Annotated in this window: 19 protein-coding genes; 16 read left to right on the plus strand and 3 right to left on the minus strand. The window is 36.7% G+C overall.

What is annotated here, in order from left to right:
• Positions 1-62: 62 nt before the first annotated feature.
• The 4 genes from P9E47_RS07230 to P9E47_RS07245 all read left to right on the plus strand — a co-directional run bounded on the left by P9E47_RS07230 (position 63) and on the right by P9E47_RS07245 (position 6,413).
• Positions 63-695: a TetR/AcrR family transcriptional regulator gene (locus tag P9E47_RS07230; RefSeq protein ID WP_003329643.1), complete on the plus strand. Its 633-nt coding sequence runs from the start codon at positions 63-65 to the stop codon at positions 693-695.
• A 79-nt stretch (positions 696-774) separates the two neighbouring features.
• Positions 775-3,924 (plus strand): efflux RND transporter permease subunit, encoded by a 3,150-nt coding sequence (locus P9E47_RS07235; RefSeq protein WP_003329642.1) that lies wholly within the window; start codon positions 775-777, stop codon positions 3,922-3,924.
• 16 nt (positions 3,925-3,940) lie between these two features.
• Positions 3,941-5,218, plus strand: a complete 1,278-nt coding sequence (locus P9E47_RS07240) for an efflux RND transporter periplasmic adaptor subunit (RefSeq protein WP_003329641.1) — start codon at positions 3,941-3,943, stop codon at positions 5,216-5,218.
• Positions 5,219-5,402: 184 nt separating this feature from the next.
• A complete protein-coding gene (locus P9E47_RS07245; protein WP_003329640.1) occupies positions 5,403-6,413 on the plus strand; it encodes an AI-2E family transporter in 1,011 nt (336 codons plus the stop codon).
• A 16-nt stretch (positions 6,414-6,429) separates the two neighbouring features.
• Here the strand turns inward: P9E47_RS07245 and P9E47_RS07250 are convergent, their stop codons facing one another.
• Positions 6,430-7,863: an ABC transporter substrate-binding protein gene (locus P9E47_RS07250; RefSeq protein WP_003329639.1), complete on the minus strand. Its 1,434-nt coding sequence runs from the start codon at positions 7,861-7,863 to the stop codon at positions 6,430-6,432.
• A gap of 209 nt (positions 7,864-8,072) precedes the next feature.
• Between P9E47_RS07250 and P9E47_RS07255 the strand changes: the two genes are divergently transcribed.
• From P9E47_RS07255 to P9E47_RS07270, 4 genes are all read left to right on the plus strand, one after another.
• On the plus strand, positions 8,073-8,363 hold the full coding sequence (locus P9E47_RS07255; RefSeq protein WP_003329638.1) for a phospholipase A2 family enzyme: 291 nt from the start codon (positions 8,073-8,075) through the stop codon (positions 8,361-8,363).
• Between the two features lie 136 nt (positions 8,364-8,499).
• Positions 8,500-8,955 carry an Hsp20/alpha crystallin family protein gene (locus P9E47_RS07260; protein WP_003329637.1) on the plus strand — a complete coding sequence of 152 codons (456 nt, stop codon included), beginning with the start codon at positions 8,500-8,502 and terminating at the stop codon, positions 8,953-8,955.
• 39 nt (positions 8,956-8,994) lie between these two features.
• Complete coding sequence (locus tag P9E47_RS07265; RefSeq protein ID WP_051015742.1) at positions 8,995-9,372, plus strand: hypothetical protein; 378 nt, start codon at positions 8,995-8,997, stop codon at positions 9,370-9,372.
• A 31-nt stretch (positions 9,373-9,403) separates the two neighbouring features.
• A complete protein-coding gene (locus P9E47_RS07270; protein WP_039956918.1) occupies positions 9,404-9,694 on the plus strand; it encodes a hypothetical protein in 291 nt (96 codons plus the stop codon).
• A 160-nt stretch (positions 9,695-9,854) separates the two neighbouring features.
• Here the strand turns inward: P9E47_RS07270 and P9E47_RS07275 are convergent, their stop codons facing one another.
• Positions 9,855-9,962: a YjcZ family sporulation protein gene (locus P9E47_RS07275; RefSeq protein ID WP_081585626.1), complete on the minus strand. Its 108-nt coding sequence runs from the start codon at positions 9,960-9,962 to the stop codon at positions 9,855-9,857.
• A 139-nt stretch (positions 9,963-10,101) separates the two neighbouring features.
• Here P9E47_RS07275 and P9E47_RS07280 point away from each other — a divergent pair, with 139 nt between their 5' ends.
• The 7 genes from P9E47_RS07280 to P9E47_RS07310 all read left to right on the plus strand — a co-directional run bounded on the left by P9E47_RS07280 (position 10,102) and on the right by P9E47_RS07310 (position 17,422).
• Positions 10,102-12,297 carry a DNA topoisomerase III gene (locus tag P9E47_RS07280; protein ID WP_003329635.1) on the plus strand — a complete coding sequence of 732 codons (2,196 nt, stop codon included), beginning with the start codon at positions 10,102-10,104 and terminating at the stop codon, positions 12,295-12,297.
• Between the two features lie 264 nt (positions 12,298-12,561).
• Positions 12,562-12,828: a CD3324 family protein gene (locus tag P9E47_RS07285; RefSeq protein ID WP_003329634.1), complete on the plus strand. Its 267-nt coding sequence runs from the start codon at positions 12,562-12,564 to the stop codon at positions 12,826-12,828.
• 150 nt (positions 12,829-12,978) lie between these two features.
• Positions 12,979-13,614, plus strand: coding sequence for a FusB/FusC family EF-G-binding protein (locus tag P9E47_RS07290; RefSeq protein WP_003329633.1), 636 nt, complete (start codon positions 12,979-12,981; stop codon positions 13,612-13,614).
• 218 nt (positions 13,615-13,832) lie between these two features.
• Positions 13,833-15,056 carry a serpin family protein gene (locus tag P9E47_RS07295; protein ID WP_326162989.1) on the plus strand — a complete coding sequence of 408 codons (1,224 nt, stop codon included), beginning with the start codon at positions 13,833-13,835 and terminating at the stop codon, positions 15,054-15,056.
• 129 nt (positions 15,057-15,185) lie between these two features.
• Entirely contained in the window at positions 15,186-15,806 is a 621-nt protein-coding gene (locus P9E47_RS07300; protein ID WP_326162992.1) for a class I SAM-dependent methyltransferase, read from the plus strand.
• 160 nt (positions 15,807-15,966) lie between these two features.
• Positions 15,967-16,602 (plus strand): GTP cyclohydrolase I FolE, encoded by a 636-nt coding sequence (gene folE, locus P9E47_RS07305; RefSeq protein WP_003329631.1) that lies wholly within the window; start codon positions 15,967-15,969, stop codon positions 16,600-16,602.
• A gap of 58 nt (positions 16,603-16,660) precedes the next feature.
• On the plus strand, positions 16,661-17,422 hold the full coding sequence (locus P9E47_RS07310; protein WP_326162994.1) for an SDR family oxidoreductase: 762 nt from the start codon (positions 16,661-16,663) through the stop codon (positions 17,420-17,422).
• 59 nt (positions 17,423-17,481) lie between these two features.
• Here the strand turns inward: P9E47_RS07310 and P9E47_RS07315 are convergent, their stop codons facing one another.
• Positions 17,482-17,913, minus strand: a complete 432-nt coding sequence (locus P9E47_RS07315) for a VOC family protein (RefSeq protein ID WP_326162995.1) — start codon at positions 17,911-17,913, stop codon at positions 17,482-17,484.
• Positions 17,914-18,100: 187 nt separating this feature from the next.
• Between P9E47_RS07315 and P9E47_RS07320 the strand changes: the two genes are divergently transcribed.
• Positions 18,101-19,024, plus strand: a complete 924-nt coding sequence (locus P9E47_RS07320) for an aldo/keto reductase (protein WP_003329627.1) — start codon at positions 18,101-18,103, stop codon at positions 19,022-19,024.
• Positions 19,025-19,081 lie beyond the last annotated feature (57 nt).

Here is a 19,081-nt window from a genome sequence, read left to right on the forward strand (position 1 = left end):
AGATTGACCAATCGGTCATTAACGGATAAACTTAAATAAAATGTGATTTAAGGATGGTACAAATGATCGATAAAAAAACAACGATTATCGAAAATGCGATAAAGCTCTTTGCAGCAAAAGGCTATCATTCTACATCAATTCAGGAAATAGCTGATGCCTGCGGAATTGCGAAGGGAACTCTTTATAATTATTTTGAATCGAAAGATGATGTTATGCTTTCAGTTCTGAAATATTATTCAGGTATGATCATGGCAGAGGTAGAAAAGATTGCTAACGATCCATCTTTAACACCTAAAGAAGTTTTTTGGAGGCAAATTCATTATCAGTTAGATGAATGTGTGAAACATCGCGATTTTATTGAAATGCATATCCGGGAGTATGCTGTACCTGTTAATGAAGAGATTAATGATTTCTTATTTTCGATTCGATCCTATCGGATTCAGTGGTTGTCTAATTGTTTCCGTGCTGTATATGGAAAGGAGATAGAACCATTTGTATTAGATTTAGCAACGATGATGAATGGCATTTTACGGGAATATTTGGAATATATCATTTTGGATAAAAAACAATTTGATACTATTAAACTAACAAAATATATTATCAACCGTATGGATAATTTAGTAAAAGCTTTAAGGAACAGTGGTGAGTATTTCCTTGAGCATTCAGACCTTGTGGATTTCTTAAAAAATGGTTAAAATAGATTGTCATGACCAAACGGTCATTTAAAAGATTTAAAAGTTTCATAGATTATACTTGTAGAAAAGGGTGAACCTCATGAATTTATCTCATTTATCCATCAAAAGACCTGTAACGGTTTTGATGGTTATTATCGCCATGCTTATCTTTGGATTTATTTCATTTCCAAAAATGGCTGTTGATTTAATGCCAGAAATGAATCTTCCTGTTGCTGTTGTTGCCACAACTGTTGATGGTGGAACACCGGAGGAAGTAGAAAAGCTGGTAACAAAACCGATAGAAGAATCATTAGCTTCTATTGCTAATGTTGATACGATACAGTCTAGTTCTGTTTCCGGCTCTTCTTTAGTAGTGATCATGTTTAATTGGGGAACAGATATTGACCAAGCAACATTAGATATGCGGGATAAAGTTGGTATTATAGAAGGAATGCTGCCTGATTCTGCAGGCTCTCCGAAAATTCTTAAGTTCGACCCTAACAGTGAACCAGTTATGACACTTGCTCTTTCTGGACATGAGAATGTCGGAGAATTAAAATCAATTGCTGATAATCTTATCAAAACAAACCTTGAACGTATTGATGGTGTAGCATCTGTTGGTATTAATGGCGGTCGTGACCGTGTGATTAAAATTACAGCTGACCCTAATAAACTTGAAATGTATGGAATCACCTTCGATCAAATTCGTGGGGCTCTAAGTGCAACTAATCTTTCCGGTTCGGCTGGTGAGGTTCGAGAAGGCGATGAAAAGCTCCAAATTAGGGTTCAAGGGGAGTACAGCAACATAAAGGAAATTGGTGAAACACCGATTTCAATTGCTGGCGGCAGTATTGCTTTAAAGAATATTGCTAAGGTTGAGGACACTGTTGAAGACATTACGCAGCTTAGTTATTATAACGGTGAGCCTAGTCTCGGTCTAACGATTACAAAGGCGACCGGCGGTAATACCGTTGAGGTTGCTGATGCGGTTCATAAAGAGTTAGAAAGCATCAAAGCACAATTACCTAAGGGTGTCGAGCTTTCGATGATTATGGATACATCTGTTTATATTAAAGATTCAATTAAAACAGTTGCTGAGCATGCTTTATTAGGATTAATTTTTGCTGTATTTATTTTATATTTCTTCCTAAATAGTGCACGTTCCACATTAGTTGTGTCTATTGTAATTCCAATTTCAGTTATTGCAACCTTCTCTCTCATGTATTTTTCTGGAGAGACGATTAACTTGATCTCTCTAAGTGGTTTATTACTAGGTCTGGGATCACTGGTCGACTTTGCGGTCGTAATCATGGAAAATATTTTCCGAAAAAGGCAAGAAGGGATGGGAATGCTTGAAGCAGCCCTTGAAGGTTCGAAGCAGGTTGGTAATGCTGTAATGGCATCTGCTTTAGCTCAGATTGTTGTATTTTTACCGATTGTTTTCGTTGAAGGTATTGCCGCTGAAATATTTGGACCTTTAGCTTTAACCGTTATTTTTTCCCATATAGCAGCATTAGTAGTATCCCTTATGCTTGTTCCAATGCTAAGTTCACGCTGGTTAAATGAAGTTCCTAATGAGGAAATTTATACAGCAGGAACGTACAAAGGATTTAACCCAGTGATGTGGTTTAATATTGGTTTTGAGAAAGTAGCGAAAGTGTATGGACGTTTCCTTAAATGGGCACTTGGTAAGCGTAAAACAGTTCTACTTGCGACAATCGCAATTCTTGTAGGATCAATTGCACTGTTCCCGTTGGTTGGTATGGAATTTATACCAAAAACAGATGAAGGCCAAGTTAGCATATCTGTTGAGATGCCGACTGGAACGATTTTAGAAGAAACAGAAAAAACAGTAACACAGATAGAGGAAGTAGTAAAAAAAGTACCTGAATTAGAGCATATCTATACTTCAATTGGCTCTAATGGTGGGGGCGGAGCAGTCTTTGCTTCATCATCTTCTAATATTGCTAACGTTAACTTGAAATTAGTAGATTTAGATAAGCGAGATCGTTCTACTGAAGAGATTGCCAATGAAGTTCGTAAACAGCTTGATTTCTTGCCGGATGCCAAGATCACTGTCTCAGAGGTATCTTCATCTTCTGGAATGGGCGGCTCTGCAATTCAGATAAATTTACGTGGTGATGATTTACATGTCTTACGTGATATTGCTGACATTATCGCGGGTGAAATTGAGCAGGTTGATGGTACGTATAACGTGAAAACTTCTTTAGATGCAACGAAGAAAGAATTTCAAATTGTTATTGACCAGAAACGTGCAAGCCAATATGGTTTAACAACCAATCAGGTTCTTTCAGCTGTTCGTATTTCCTTTGCTGGACAAAAAGTTACACAATTCCGCACAGGTGATGATGAAATTGATGTTAAGCTTGTAATGCCTTCTTACTTAAAAGAAGATAAAACTTATTTAGATAAAATCAGGATTACAACTCCACAAGGTGGAACCATTGCACTTTCTTCAGTTGCGGATATTAAGAAAGTGGACGTACCTCAAACGATTACTCGTACAAACCAAACGAGAGAGGTTCAAATCACCGGGGATGTTATGGGAAGTGACATAGCAACAGCTTCCAAAGCGGTTCAAGATCGCATCAGCAACATAAATCTCCCTGATGGCTATTCTGTTGATTACGGTGGACAAAGTCAAGAAATGATGGAGTCTTTCGCCCAATTAGGATTGGCTATGTTACTCGCAATCGTTTTAGTGTACATGGTAATGGCTGGACAATTTGAATCATTGTTTACGCCGTTTGTTATCATGTTCTCTATTCCACCAACTTTTATTGGTGTTGTAATAGGACTGTTGGTTACCGCTCAGTCAATGAGTATAATGGCACTTATTGGTTACATTTTATTAATAGGTATTGTTGTTAATAATGCCATTGTTTTAATAGATTATGTGATTCATCTAAGAAAAGATGGTATGGATCGTGATGAAGCGGTGTTAAAAGCAGGACCAATTCGTCTTCGTCCAATCTTAATGACAACACTTGCAACGATTTTAGCAATTCTTCCTTTAGCATTTGGCGGTGGATCTGGTAACGAAACACAGGCACCGATGGCAATTGTAGTTGCATTTGGATTAAGCTTTTCAACGTTAATCACACTTGTTCTAATCCCAGTCGTTTACTGTTGGTTTGATGATATTGGCGCTAAGAGAAAACGTAGAAAAGCTGAAAAACGAGCTAAGAAAATAAAGGCTGTCGCACAATCCGTACAGGCTCAAGAATAGAGGGAGAGAATATATGATGCATAAAAAAATAAAGTTACTACTATTTTCATTACTTTTAATTTTAACAGTTGCTGGTTGTGCTCCTAAACAGCCAGCAACAACTAATAAAGAGGAAGCAGGGGCAGTACCTGTTCAAGTAGAAACTGTGAAAAAAGGTGTATTGGATGCCCAAGCTGGTATTGCAGGTAAATTTGAACCTAAAGAAACGGCTGCTATTGCCCCTAAAGTGAACGGAAAAATTAAAACAATCAATGTTAAATTAGGTCAAAAGGTCAATAAAGGTGATGTTCTGTTCACTTTAGATCCTGAGGACCTACAAAATACAGTTAAGCAATCTGAAGCAGCCCTTAAGGTGGCACAAGCAAACTTAAAACAAGCGGAAGTTAGTTCAAGCCAAGGCCTTGACCAAGCTAAAAGTGGTCTTGTTCAGTCAGATTCTGGAATTACACAAGCCCAACAAGCATATGATGATGCAAAGCTTAATTTAGAACGTACTAAACAGCTTTATGATGCAGGTGCTGTTGCTTCTGTAGAATTAGAACAAAAAGAAATAGCATTCAAAAACGCGGAGATCGCTCTTAATAACGCAAAAATCTCACAAGAAAATGCACAAAAATCTGTACATTATGCGGAACAAAAATCGGCTATACAGGTTGCTAGTGCATCTGTTGAGCAAGCAAAGGTAAATTTAGAAAATGCTCGTTATCAACTGGCTAATGCAACGGTTAAAGCACCAATTAGTGGTATTATCTCAAGTGTTAACGGGGCTTCTGGTCAAATGGCTGGACCTTCACAAGGTGTAGTTACAATTGTTAATATAAATCCTATCGTTGTTAAGGGCAGCCTTTCAGAAAGCGATGTAACATCGATCAAAGTTGGGGCGGTAGTTAAAGTTGAAGTTCCGGCAGTGGATAAAACAATTGATGCGAAAGTTACAGCCTTAAGTCCTGTTATGGATCAACAATTGAAGGCTTATCCGTTTGAAATTGAAATTCCAAATGCGAACGAACAATGGAAATCAGACATGGTCGTAAATGTTGTTTTCCAAGGTATTGATGGCCAACTAAAGGAAAGTCTTATTCTTTCAAGAGAAGCAATTTTTGAAGAAGAAGGCAAGACTTATGTCTATAAAATTGAAAATGATAAAGCAACAAAAGTAGAGGTACAAACTGGAGAAGAAACAAGTGAACAAATTGTAATCTTAGACGGAATCAATGAGAATGATGTAGTTGTTGTAAAAGGACAATCACTGCTAAAAGATGGGGCTAAGGTAACTATTCAAAAACAACAATAAACACTGTAATATATGCATTTATGTCAAACATCTATCAATGATAGGTGTTTTTCTTTTAAAATCATCATTTTTACAATTATAATGGCTTTCAATATGCAGCAATTAATTATAATATAGAATTATATTATATTGATATTACAACATTGATATTACAATGAGCTTCTTATACAAAGGGGAAAGGTCAATGGATGAACTCACAAAATGGTTTCAAAACAAAAGTTTAAAAAGGATATTTATTTTTGCGCTTATTGTCCTTATTTTATTCAGCATGAAAAGTATGATTAACTTCATATTGCTGACGTTTATATTTTCATTTTTGATGGACCGTCTTGTGACCATTGTTTCAAGCAAGGTTCCGATTAATTGGAAATTGATAGTTTTAGTCAGTTATACAGCGATTGTTGGTTTATTAACCTGGGGTATTGTAAAATATTTGCCGATTATTACGTATGAAATTACCGCACTAATAAGGCAGGTAAAGACCTTCTACCAGCAGCCACAGGATAACATCATATTAAATTATATCTTTAGCTTCTTAGGTAAAAATGAAATTTCTCAGTATTTTGAGCAAGGTCTTGCATTTGCAATGAGGTCTTTTTCAGGAATTAGCCATTTAGCACTTCAGATTTTCCTAGCTTTACTGTTAAGTTTGTTTTATTTATTAGAGAAACCGCGTTTAGTTACTTTTACGAAAAAAATGAAATACAGTAAGCTTGCCCCATTTTATAATGAAATTGAGTTTTTCGGAGGAAAGTTTATTCGCACTTTTGGAAAGGTATTGGAAGCACAGTTTATTATTGCTGTTGTCAACTGTATGCTATCGATTATAGCCCTGTCCTTCATGGGTTTCCCACAATTATTCGGGTTGGCCATCATGATTTTCTTCCTTGGCTTAATACCGGTTGCCGGTGTCATCATTTCCTTGGTACCGTTGTGTATGATTGCCTACACAATTGGAGGGCTAATCAAAGTTGTCTATGTTTTAATTATGATTGCCATTATTCATGGAATTGAAGCCTATATATTAAATCCAAAGCTTATGAGTTCCAAGACTGATTTACCAATTTTTTATACGTTTATTGTGTTAATTTTCTCAGAGCATTTCTTTGGTGTTTGGGGATTAATTATTGGTATTCCAGTGTTTGTGTTTTTCCTTGATGTGTTTGAAGTTACAAAATCCGATGGAAAAGGCTGACTTTTTTGAAGTCAGCCTATTTTTTCTGTATTTTCGTTATTTCTTTTACTTCTTCAATACTAGCCAACCATTTTTGATAGTATTCCTTTTGTGTCTCTCTTCCGTATTTCTCAGTAATCTGTTCCCATTCATCTGCTGTTTGTTGTAATGCTTCTTCCGGAGTAAGTTTGTTTATTAATGCTAGGCGCATATTCCGATCAATGCTTTGCATATAGTCCCAGCTACCTGGAATCATCAATTCGGCATTCGTATTGATTAAGCTCTCCTCCAGGGTTGAAAAGAAATGCCTACTTACATCAACACTTGGGAATGGACCTTTTTCATTAATTGAAAAATGACTGTATCGATAGGGATCATTAATAGTTTCATAGGAATTAATTGAATAAATACTGACATCCTTAGACGTCAAGTATTTGATTACCTGCCAAGCTTTATCTGGTACTTTACTATTATTTGAGATCGCTAACACTCTGCCAATCCAGGAACCACCTGCAGGCGCATTTGGACCTCCGCTTGGAACAAGCGTCCAATCAACTAAATCTGCTACTTTGGAATTCCAAGTTTTACTATCATAGGAGAACCTTGCCGTATCACTCCACTGAATCGTCATAGCAAGATGACCTTGGAGAAAGGCATTATTTAAATCGACCCAGTCGTACATAGACCCTTCGGGAACTGCATGACTATTTTGTAAAGTAACAAGATCCTGCAGAGCTTTGACGCCAATTTCACTATTAATGGCCGGCTTCATATTGCTGTCAAAGTAGGACCCACCCATAGATAAGAAGCGTTCAGCAAACCAAATGTAGCCCATTCCACCGCCATTTAATATAGCCGTACCATAGAAGTCAATTTTCCCGTCGCCGTCTTCATCCCTCGTTAAAAATTGCGCAATTTTATCATACTCTTCCCAAGTTTTCGGTGGTGCTAAATCAACTCCGTATTTTTGTTTATATTCCGCATTGTATTTATCAAAAATATCCTTTCGATAAAACAATAGATGGGCATCCCCATCATAAGCCATTCCGTAGGTATGATCGCCATACTCCATATATAGTTTTTGATAAAAGGGCATTAAATCGTCTGCGAATTCATCCGTGATATATTCTTCTAATGGCAGCAGCATATCCCTTTCAACATAAAGAGGAAGTTTTACCGGGAATATGGAGTAAATATCATAGTCTTCTTTCGTTGCAAACAAAAAATTCTCCAAGTTATCTGTGAGCCTTTCCGGATAATTGTATTCTAATCGAACACCAAATTTCTCAGCAATTTCTTTTTCGTTCATTTTAAAAAACACAACAGCCCCTGGTGATTCAGCAATTACTTTTATTGTAGTTAAATTATCGTTATTTTCTCTTGCTACTGTTTGGGCGGGATTAGCAGGTTCTTGGCATGCCCCTAATAAGAGCAGTAGGAATGAAACTACGATCCATGAAAACAGCTGCATGTACTCACCTTCTTAGCTTTTTTTACCAACTCTATTTTACACTAAACTATTTCCCTTTTGTATTATAGTTTTGCCCTGTTTTCGACAAATTTCTAAAACTTTCCACATTAGAAATATCGGATTCATAGGCAGTGGTTTAGACAAGCTTTTACCGCAATGAATATCGTATTTATATAGCATTTAATAGGTAGGAAGGAGGGGGTGTTTTTTTGCTGCAAAAAAGAAAAAGTGGCTTAAGGTTTTGTATTTTTCCGGGTTATAACTGGTGTGGTCCCGGATGCAGTGGTCCTGGTGCTCCAATAAATGCTGTTGATGCAGCGTGTAGGGCGCACGATCTATGTTATCGCAGGGATAGAAATCCATGTGAGTGTGACCGTGAATTTATGCGACGACTCGAGAGGCAAATCAACCTAAGGACAGAAGAAGCAAGACATGCACGTATGCTCTATCAATATATGAAACTCCAATCCTTGTTTACTTGCAGATTTTACCGAAAATAGTACTAAAATGATCGCCACTTCCATTTCTTCAGTGAGATGAAGTGGTTTTCTTTTGTGTTATTTTAAGGACCTTTGAAGGTTTTAAATTGTCCATATTTGAATATATATATTTAAGATAGGGTTGGGAGGGATTGATTTGAACAAAAAGAAGATAATGAGTTCCCTAGGTGAAGCCAGTGAATTTTTAGGCGAAGAGTTTTGGGATGTAATTAATGATTTTCTCCCATTAGTAAATCCGCGAATTGATATCATTCGAACGGAAAAAGAGATGACCATTGTTGGAGAATTGCCCGGAATCCAATCAGAGGAAGACCTCTCCATTCGTATGCAAGGGCGGTTGCTTGTTATTGCAGGAGAAATTAAAAGGCCTTATATCGTGGATGGTCAAGAATTGATTAAGGATGAAAGGTTTACTGGTCCATTTAAACGAAAAATAAGGCTTCCAGAGGATTGTATGATAGAGAAATTAGCAGCTTCCTATATAAATGGTTTGTTAAAGATTGTGATTCCTGTTTACAGCGATGAGCAAAATGATCCTCAGCATGAAATACCAGTTCGTTTTTTAGAAAGCAATCATACCACCAACAATTAACAAGGACATGTAACTTTTTCCGAAAAAGGAATGATGTTAATGAATGGGGAAAAAAGCAACATTCTCCAAGATATTGTAGAAAAAATAGGTGCAATTGAAAAAAGGCTGCAGGAGATGCCCAGTCAACCAACAGTTTATCATATTACGATACAAAACTTGGATATACATGATCCGATATTAAAGGAACTGACATTTAGTCTAGAAAGCTTGGATATAAAGGAATTAAGCGGGGCTTTAAATATGGGGAATAATTTTGGACCAAAGGTTGAACAAAAACCGAAAAACGAGCCAGAAAAGAAGCAAACAAAAAAAGAGCAAACCGAGGAAGAACAGGAGAAAAAAGTTCCAGAACAAACTGATATTAGCAATATCATCGTGAAGGTAAATGGCACTCCAGTAAATTACACAGTTAGTTAAATGCTGAATGCGGTATGGGGAGGGATCCATGATGGCTGGGTATTTATCACCCAACTTCGTTATCGGATCGATTAAAATTGGTTCCATCGAGGGGGCATCTTGCCTTAATATGGGAAATAATTTTCCGAGTAACTTTTCGAGCCACAAAAAACAAAATCAAGGGTTTGGTTCTATAATGGGTGACCATAATGATATTAGAGATATTTTATCAAGGTTGGATGATTCGGATGTGTTAGATATGTATAATCAAATGGATCAGGACGACCCTCCGGAATGGATCAAAGAAATTGTTTCAGCAAAAAAATCAAGGAAAGACCAATAAAGGAAAGGAACCTATCCGTTTTGAAATAGGCTCCTTTCAATGTACTATCAGAATTTAGATTAATTTGTAGATAGTATAGAAAGGATATCGAGGGCCTTTAGGTCATCCCCTCGTGGGACTTGCCACCATTATTGGCGGCAAGTCGTGTTTTTCTAATTAATTAATAAAATCCGCCTCCCATCCAAGAAGCACCAACAATAATTAAAAGGATAAACAGGACAACGATTAAAGCAAATCCTGCTCCATATCCACATCCAACGCCACTCATTTATTACACCCCCTCTTTTATTAGATAATCCATAATATGTACAGCAATACAGACCGACATAGGAAGAGCGTTTATTTTATAAAAAATAGGCTGTAAATGGTACAATTGAAAGGACATGAAAAAGTGGAAGGATGTTACGATGAAAAAAACTGTAGTTTTAGCTGAAAAACCATCTGTAGCCCGTGATATTGCACGAGTGCTAAACTGTCAGAAAAAAGGAAATGGTTTTTTAGAAGGTGATCAATATATTGTGACATGGGCATTGGGGCATTTGGTTACATTAGCAGATCCTGAAAGCTATGATGATAAGTATAAGACGTGGAAGTTAGAAGATTTACCGATGGTTCCAAAGGATTTGAAGCTTGTTGTAATAAAACAGACAAGTAAGCAGTTCCATGCTGTTAAGAGCCAATTACTTCGTTCTGATGTTGGGGATATAGTAATTGCAACTGATGCCGGTCGTGAAGGCCAGCTTGTCGCGCAGTGGATTCTTGATAAAGCAAGGGTGAACAAGCCAACGAAACGATTATGGATTTCTTCGGTTACCGATAAAGCAATAAAGGAAGGCTTTCAAAGGCTAAAGAATGGCAAGGAATTTGATCCTCTATATCATTCAGCCGTTGCCAGATCTGAAGCAGATTGGTATGTGGGATTAAATGCCACAAGGGCATTAACATGTAAATTCAATGCACAATTATCATGCGGACGGGTCCAAACGCCAACACTTGCCATCATTGCCAAAAGGGAAGAAGAGATACGTCAGTTTAAAGCGAAACCGTATTATGGCATTCAAGCCCAGACAAATGAGAAGATTGTTCTGACTTGGCATGAACGTATAAGTAATGATACAAAAACATTTGCAAAAGAAAAGGCAGATGAAATATTATCAAAAGTCAAAAATAAGCAAGCAAAGATTATTGATGTGGATAAGAAAGCGAAAAAAAGCTTTGCTCCACAGCTCTATGATCTAACAGAGCTGCAGCGGGATGCTAACAAAGCATTTGGATATTCTGCAAAAGAAACACTGCAAATCATGCAAAAACTCTATGAACAGCACAAGGTTTTAACCTACCCAAGAACAGATTCACGGTATTTGTCATCCGATATCGTCGACACTTTAAAGGAGAGAGTTAAAGCTTGTGGAGTTGGTCCTTATAAACAATTGGCGCATAAACTTTTGCAAAAGCCGATTAAAGGAAATAGCTCCTTTGTCAATGACAGCAAAGTATCGGATCATCATGCGATTATTCCAACAGAGGAAACCGTATTTTTGAATAAATTCACAGATAAAGAACGGAAAATTTATAATTTAGTTGTAAAACGCTTTTTAGCTGTTCTTTATCCAGCTTTTGAATATGAGCAAACTACGATTAAAGCCGACATCGCAGGTGAAACATTTGTTGCAAAGGGGAAGAGGGTTCTCTCGTCGGGCTGGAAGGAAGTTTATGAAAATCGTTTTGATGATGAAGAAGATGGTGTTAATGAGGTGAAGGATCAGCTTCTTCCGTCTGTTGCAAATGGTGATGCATTGACTATTTCTGGGGTTATCCAAACAAAAGGTGAAACAAAACCGCCTACACGCTTCAACGAAGCATCATTGCTGTCAGCAATGGAAAATCCGGCAAAATATATGGCGGGTGAGAGTAAGGATTTAATTAGAACAATTGGTGAAACGGGTGGACTTGGAACCGTTGCTACGAGAGCTGATATTATTGAAAAACTGTTTAATACGTTTTTAATCGAGAAAAAAGGCAAGGAAATATTTATCACATCAAAAGGAAAACAACTGCTTGAGCTAGTCCCAGAGGAATTAAAATCGCCGGCCTTGACCGCCGAATGGGAGCAAAAGCTCGAATTGATTGCAAAAGGGAAGCTTTCGAAAAATGTATTTATCAATGACATGAAAAACTACGCCAAATCTGTTGTACACGAAATAAAAAATAGTAAGGAAAAATTTAAACACGATAATATGACGGGAACAAAATGTCCTGAATGCGGCAAGCTTATGCTTGAAGTGAACGGCAAAAAAGGGAAGATGCTCGTCTGTCAGGATCGTGAATGCGGGCACCGCAAAAATATCAGTAAAGTAACGAATGCGAGATGCCCTAACTGTCATAAAAGACTGGAGCTGCGTGGACAAGGTGAAGGTCAAATATTTGTATGCAGCTGCGGTCACCGTGAAAAGCTTTCTACATTCAATGAAAGAAGAAAGCAAAATCAGAATTCAAAAGTATCGAAAAAAGATGTCGCTAATTACATGAAAAAGCAAAATAAGCAGGAAGAACCAATTAATACAGCTTTAGCAGATGCTTTGGCTAAGTTGAAGTTGAAATAAAGAGCTTTTTCTTGATTGCATTTGAATCGCGGATTTGATAATTTATCATTAAATAGGAATTTTTATGTAATTTTAGGAGGTGATCATATGGCAATAAGTTTGAAATTGCCATTGAGTGCAGCTCCTCATGCAAAGCCTGGTATCGGAAAGGCGATACTTTGCATGAGTAGAGTTTAATGAATATCGCCTGATGGGCTTTTACGACCATTTCTGATCAAGGCTTTGCACCTTATTTTATTTAGATTAAATAAGGGAGCTGGCGGAATGAATTATGTAAAAGCAACTGCGGTATTACCGCAAGAATTAATAAAAGAAATTCAAAAGTATGTTCAAGGTGAAACGATCTATATTCCGAAACCTGAAGGTAGCCACCAGAAGTGGGGGACACGTTCCGGTGCGCGTCAATTGATTGCTGAAAGAAATGACCGCATTAAGCATGACTTTAGAAACGGAATGTCAATTGCTGAATTGGCAGATGAATATTTTCTTTCTACGGAATCTATTAAAAAAATCGTTTATTCAACTAAATAATGGGTGAAATCAAACAAAGCACTGACATTTTCTTATGGGATGTCAGTGCTTTTCCTTATGTAAACAACAATTCTAAATCATCTTTTACATTTTAGTAAGAGTGAATTTTCACTATAATAGTAAAGTAATTTAGTATTTGGAGTGATGAAAATGAAACCATTTATTCGTACAGATCAGTACAATTTCATAAGGGTGCAGGCAAGAAAACTAGTCAACGGACATTCAACTGCAAAAGATCCGGATGTAATAAAAGCTATAGAGGATATGGTATTAGAAAATATTTTAGCGATGTTTATAAATATGAATGATGAACAAAAACAATTAATTCAGCCTGTCGTTGAGATTCATGATAAAGAAATGGCTGAAAAATTTTTAGCACAATTAAAACAATATGTTATACCTTTTAACGTATCGGAACAGGCAGTTCGAAAATTGTTCCCGAAGGTCAAAAAATTATCGGTTCCACCTTTAGATAAGATGGATTTAAGGGATATTGTATATTTAAGTTGGTTTGGTAACAGTACTAGTAAAAAATATATTGTATCAAGCCATGATAATAAGTTGAGCGGGATTTATGGTTCTTTTACACAAGCAAATCAAAAAGGAATTTGCTCACTTTGCAATGGTCTAGGGGAAGTAGGCATGTTTCTAGCTGAAATAAAAGGGAAGGAGCAAGGGACGTTCACAAAACGTGGAAATTATATTTGCAGTGATAGTCAAAAGTGTAATGAAAATCTGACCTCACTTGATAAATTAACTGATTTTATAGAGCGATTAAAAGGTTGATTTATTGGATAAAATTGGCGCAACAATTGAGCAGTGATTTGGTGGTAGATAATTTGCGTTTATCCTCACCAAACAGAGGTCAATGTCGATTTGACTACGGACAATGACCAACTATTATGAAACTATACATAAAAATCATGGAACCTTTCTCAAATCTTATCGTCTAATTTGTAAATCAATTTAAGAGATACATTGATACAAAGGAGGACGACCATTCAATGAAAGGCTTTTATTTAATACTATCCCTTATTCTTTTTCTTACAGGCTGCGGTTCATCTAGTTCACCAGACTTTGGTTCAGCAAAATTTGGGAAAGATGATTATAAAATGATTACGGAAGCAAATAACCGTTTCGCCTTTAAATTACTAGACGAGCTAATCAAAAATAAAGAGGAGCAAAATACATTTTTCTCCCCATTTAGCATTCATTCTGCTTTATCAATGACCTTTAATGGTGCAGCAAGCGATACTCAAAAGGAGTTGGCTAAGGTATTACAAGTGAGTGATTATGAACCGTCAGATATTAACCGTGCTTATGCATCTTTCTTAAGTCGGACATACGAACGGAATTACGAAGCGACATTGAATATTGCCAATTCTTTATGGTTAAAAGAAGGCTCTCCTTTTTTAGAGGATTTTGTAAAGAAAACAGAGGATTATTATTTGGCGAAGGTCTCTGAAATGGATTTTTCAGATCCGAAGACAACTGATGAAATAAATCAATGGGTTAAACAGAAAACAAACGGCAAGATTGAAAAAATGATAGAAAATATTGAATCTAATACTGTAGCCTATTTGATCAATGCTATTTATTTTTATGGAGAATGGGATCATTCATTTGACGAAAAACAAACGTTTGAAGATACATTTTATGTATCAACAGACCAGCCCCAAAAGCTACCATTTATGAGGCAAACGAATGAATTTAAATATTTTGAAGATGAGCTAGTACAAGTAATAGATCTCCCTTATAAAGATAATGAATTAAGCATGATTGTGATACTGCCCAAAGAAGGGGCCTCTTTGGATGATTTTTACCAACAGCTAACATATGATCAATGGGTCAACCGGATAAATCAGTTTAATAAACAGGAGGTATCTATCACCCTTCCAAAATTTAAAATGGATTACTCTACTAATCTGAATGATTCACTGATCAATTTGGGAATGCCATCGGCTTTTTCTGGTAACGCTGATTTTAGCCGAATGGTAGAAAATGGTGGGGTTTGCATCGATGAAGTTCTTCATAAAAGCTATATTGAAGTTAATGAAAAAGGAACGGAAGCTGCTGCTGCAACATCTGTGAAAATAGAAGAGACAGCGAGCCCCGTGATGAAAATAATGAATGTCAATCACCCGTTCTTTTTTGTCATTCTGGATAACGAGTCAGGAATTATTTTGTTTATGGGAGAGGTTCATTCTCCTGAGGTCAATAAGAAATAGCAATTATAAATACTTCCATTTTATGGAATAATATGTTATTTAAAAAGATAGAATGTATTGAACGGTGCTTCATCAGGCATCGTTTTTATTTTGCAGAAGTATAATCCTAGAGGTCTAGAGGTGAGAATTATGAATAATTCTTGGAACAAAGTAATATATAAAATTTGGTCGCCTATTTATGATCGGATTTTTAATTCAGGTGCATTTCTACGAGCACGGAAAAAGGTTTTCGCTAATACACACTTCACCAATGAACAAAAAATTTTGTTTGTTGGGGTTGGAACAGGAGCAGATTTGGAGTTAATAGAAGATCAATTAGACCTAGATATAACTGCTATTGACTTTTCCCGCGATATGCTAGATAAAGCTAGAGCAAAATTCGAAAATTCTCCTATTAAGTTCCAAGAAATGGATGCTCAGAACATGGACTTTGAGAATAATACATTTGACGTCGCTGTCGCAAGTCTAATTATTTCAGTAGTGTCGGATGCAGATAAATGTTTAAAAGAGATTGGTAGAGTCGTTAAACCTGGTGGGGTAGTTGTTATCTTTGATAAATTTAGTGGAGAAACCCGAAAGCAATCAATCTCCCAAAAGCTGCTAAGACCCATTATTAAAGTATTAGGTACCGATATTGGGCTAAATTTTGAAGAGTTATATAGTATGAATAATGACTATTTAAAAATAGAAGTAGATACGCCCGTTATGATGAATGGCATGTATAGAAAAATAATTCTTAGTAAATTGTAATGCTTATCTATAAACCAATAATCATATTGATTTCAAAATAAGAATCAAATTAATTGACTTACTTGAAGGTAATAGGCTATTTTTTATATTATATTGTTTATTAAAAATTCACTTTAAATAACATCTTTGTTTTATTGAAATGGCAGAGGAGAGTAAATTTATGTCTATTGCGGAAAGTAATTTAATATCTGAAAAGGTACTTGAAATATTTAAAAACGATCCTGATCAAGAAATAAAGCTCGCTCAAGCGCAAAATGTAATGAACTCATTGAAGGAATTAATAAAATTATGCGGAGACGATCCTACTCGAGATGGGCTTCATGAGACGCCGGTTCGTGTCCTAAAAGCTTTTCTAGAGTACACAGAAGGCTATCGAGAAGATCCGAAAGAGCATTTAGAGAAGATTTTTGCAGTGGATCATCAGGAATTAGTCCTTGTACGGGATATTGAATTTTATTCAATGTGTGAGCATCATTTTGCGCCGTTTTTTGGAGTTGCCCATGTGGGTTATGTGCCAAGTGAAAAAATAACAGGATTATCGAAAATTGGCCGTATGGTAGAAGGGTATGCTAGACGGTTTCAAGTACAGGAAAGACTAACGAATCAAATTGCAGATGCGATTGAAGAAGTGCTACATCCTCAAGGTGTGATGGTTGTAGTAGAAGCAAAACATATGTGTATGTGTGGCAGGGGAATTAAAAAATCTAATTCATCGACAACAACGACAGCTGTGAGAGGGATGTTTGCTAATCAGTCTGATGCACGTATTGAGTTTTTATCATTATTAAACAGGTAATATTTCAATGGAAGTAAGATGAATTGACACGATTCGAAAAAATAGGCAGGTGAATTTATTGAGGCATGCAGTAATAACGGCAGGGTCGAAAGGGCTTGGGAAAAAGGTTACGGAACAATTTCTGGAAATGGGTTGCTCCGTTACGATCAATTATCGAAGCGATGTTACTCGGGTGTCTCAATTAATGACCGAATGGGAGCCTTATCAAGAAAAGCTACAATTCGTTCAGGGTGATGTGACCAAGAAAGAGGACATTGCGAATATAATTGAACAAGCTATGAAACGCTTTGGCAGAATTGATTATCTGGTCAACAATGCAGGTCCCTATATTTTTGAACGGAAAAAGCTCGTTGATTATGATGAAAAAGAATGGTATGAGATCATTAATGGCAATTTAAATGCGGTCTTTCATTTTTTGAAGCTAACCATTCCGATTATGAGAAAACAGAAGTTTGGCAGAATTATAACCTATGGTTTCCAAGATGCAGAGCACACACCTGGCTGGATTTATCGGTCTGCATTCGCTGCAGCCAAGGCTGGGCTTGTATCATTAACTAAAACAATCGCCTTTGAAGAGGCTGAATACGGGATTACAGCCAATATGGTTTGTCCTGGTGATATTATTGGAGAAATGAAGGAAGCAGATATTGAAACAGCTAGATTAATTAAAGATAATCATACACCTGTCGGACGTTCCGGTACCGGAGAGGATATCGGGCGGATTATCCGCTTTTTATGCGAAGATAACTCGGACTTTATCACCGGGAGTGTGATTTCAGCGTCAGGCGGTATCCAGGTTGTAAATCGTGGCTTGCAGTAAATATAAAATAAAGGATAAAGAACTTTTTAAACGAAAGCTCCTTATCCTTTTTTATTTTACTATTTTCCCTGATGGGCAGAGCCATCGTCATGGCTGACTTGCCATTCAACACCAAATTTATCTGTTAGCTTGCCGTAGCATTTGCTCCAGAATGTTTCCTGCAACTCCATTTCTACTTTGCCGCCTTCTTTTAGCTGATTGAAGATTGATTTGACCTCATCCATATCCGTGCTAACTATGGCTAGCTCAATGTTGTTCCCTTTTACATAAGGACGCCCAGGGAAAGAATCCGAGAACATAACTCTTGAACCTGATATCATAAGTTCAGCATGCATAACAAGGTTTTTTGCTTCCTCAGGCATAGGAAACTCAGGATTAGGGGGTGCATCTCCGAATGACATGATTCTTGCTTCAGAACCAAAAACCTGTCCATAAAATTCTACTGCTTGTCGACATTCTCCATTGAAAATCATATAAACATTTAAGGCCATTATTTCACTCCTAAGTAAATATTTGCATAGGCATTTCAATTTCTATTGTAACCAAAAGTATGAATAAATAAAAATGATAATTACTTTTAAAAAAATAAGACAATCGGCTGGCCATACGATAAAATAGAGATGTAACAAACTTCCAATTAATAGTTTCAAAAATCTAATAGAAGCAGGGGGTCCAATAATGAAGAAAAACCAATTAGGAACTTCAGACCTATATATAAGCGAAATTGGTCTTGGCTGCATGTCTCTTGGTACAGATGTAGAAAAAGGTATTCGAATTATTCATGAGGCGTTACATACAGGTGTGAATTTCCTTGATACGGCGGATCTTTATGATTTCGGAATTAACGAAGAAATTGTTGGTAAAGCGATTAAAGGTCGTCGTGGTGAGGTCATTGTTGCTACGAAGGTTGGTAATCGCTGGAACGAGAATAAAGACAGTTGGATTTGGGATCCATCGGCTAATTACATAAAAGCTGAGGTAAAAGAAAGCTTGCGCCGGCTTCAGACGGATTATGTCGATTTGTATCAACTACATGGGGGTACAATCGAGGATCCGATTGATGAAACGATAGCGGCTTTTGAGGATTTAAAAAAAGAAGGTCTTATCCGTCACTATGGAATTTCATCGATTCGGCCGAATGTTATAAATGAATTTGTAAAAAAATCAAATATTGTCAGTGTAATGATGCAGTATAGCTTACTTGACCGCAGACCTGAAGAACTTTTTCCACTCCTTAAAGAAAAGCAAGTTAGCATTATTGCCCGTGGCCCATTAGCTAAAGGGTTATTAACAGAAAAAATAAAGGACAAGACCACTGCACAAGTTTTCGAAAAAGGGTATCTTGATTATTCTTATGATGAAATTGTAGCTATTAACGGGGAAATACAAGACTTGTTGATTCCACCGCAAACGGTTAATAATATTGCATTACGGTACCCATTGTTTAATGAAACAGTTGCGACAATTATTCCAGGTGCAAGTAGTATCGAGCAGCTCAGAGAAAATGTGCAAGAAACAATAAAAAATCAAATCACATTAGAGCAATATGAAAAATTACAAGCAATTACAAAGCCAAGTATTTATATGCAGCATCGCATCTAGCCATACAACCAAAAGAAAAAGGGTATGAAATCAACTGGATCTGGATTTCATACCCTT

It is taken from the genome of Schinkia azotoformans, assembly GCF_035811335.1.
In the GTDB taxonomy this organism is placed as follows: domain Bacteria; phylum Bacillota; class Bacilli; order Bacillales; family Bacillaceae_J; genus Schinkia; species Schinkia azotoformans.

Bases quoted from the DNA above. Each gene is read 5' to 3' on its own strand.
- P9E47_RS07285 (WP_003329634.1), top strand. From the start codon at position 12,562: ATGAATTATGTAAAAGCAACTGCGGTATTACCGCAAGAATTAATAAAA.
- P9E47_RS07245 (WP_003329640.1), top strand. From the start codon at position 5,403: ATGGATGAACTCACAAAATGGTTTCAAAACAAAAGTTTAAAAAGGATA.
- P9E47_RS07240 (WP_003329641.1), top strand. From the start codon at position 3,941: ATGCATAAAAAAATAAAGTTACTACTATTTTCATTACTTTTAATTTTA.
- P9E47_RS07230 (WP_003329643.1), top strand. From the start codon at position 63: ATGATCGATAAAAAAACAACGATTATCGAAAATGCGATAAAGCTCTTT.
- P9E47_RS07320 (WP_003329627.1), top strand. From the start codon at position 18,101: ATGAAGAAAAACCAATTAGGAACTTCAGACCTATATATAAGCGAAATT.
- P9E47_RS07275 (WP_081585626.1), bottom strand. From the start codon at position 9,962: ATGAGTGGCGTTGGATGTGGATATGGAGCAGGATTTGCTTTAATCGTT.
- P9E47_RS07235 (WP_003329642.1), top strand. From the start codon at position 775: ATGAATTTATCTCATTTATCCATCAAAAGACCTGTAACGGTTTTGATG.
- P9E47_RS07250 (WP_003329639.1), bottom strand. From the start codon at position 7,863: ATGCAGCTGTTTTCATGGATCGTAGTTTCATTCCTACTGCTCTTATTA.
- P9E47_RS07290 (WP_003329633.1), top strand. From the start codon at position 12,979: ATGAAACCATTTATTCGTACAGATCAGTACAATTTCATAAGGGTGCAG.
- P9E47_RS07300 (WP_326162992.1), top strand. From the start codon at position 15,186: ATGAATAATTCTTGGAACAAAGTAATATATAAAATTTGGTCGCCTATT.
- P9E47_RS07265 (WP_051015742.1), top strand. From the start codon at position 8,995: ATGAATGGGGAAAAAAGCAACATTCTCCAAGATATTGTAGAAAAAATA.
- P9E47_RS07270 (WP_039956918.1), top strand. From the start codon at position 9,404: ATGGCTGGGTATTTATCACCCAACTTCGTTATCGGATCGATTAAAATT.
- P9E47_RS07315 (WP_326162995.1), bottom strand. From the start codon at position 17,913: ATGGCCTTAAATGTTTATATGATTTTCAATGGAGAATGTCGACAAGCA.
- P9E47_RS07280 (WP_003329635.1), top strand. From the start codon at position 10,102: ATGAAAAAAACTGTAGTTTTAGCTGAAAAACCATCTGTAGCCCGTGAT.
- P9E47_RS07295 (WP_326162989.1), top strand. From the start codon at position 13,833: ATGAAAGGCTTTTATTTAATACTATCCCTTATTCTTTTTCTTACAGGC.
- folE (WP_003329631.1), top strand. From the start codon at position 15,967: ATGTCTATTGCGGAAAGTAATTTAATATCTGAAAAGGTACTTGAAATA.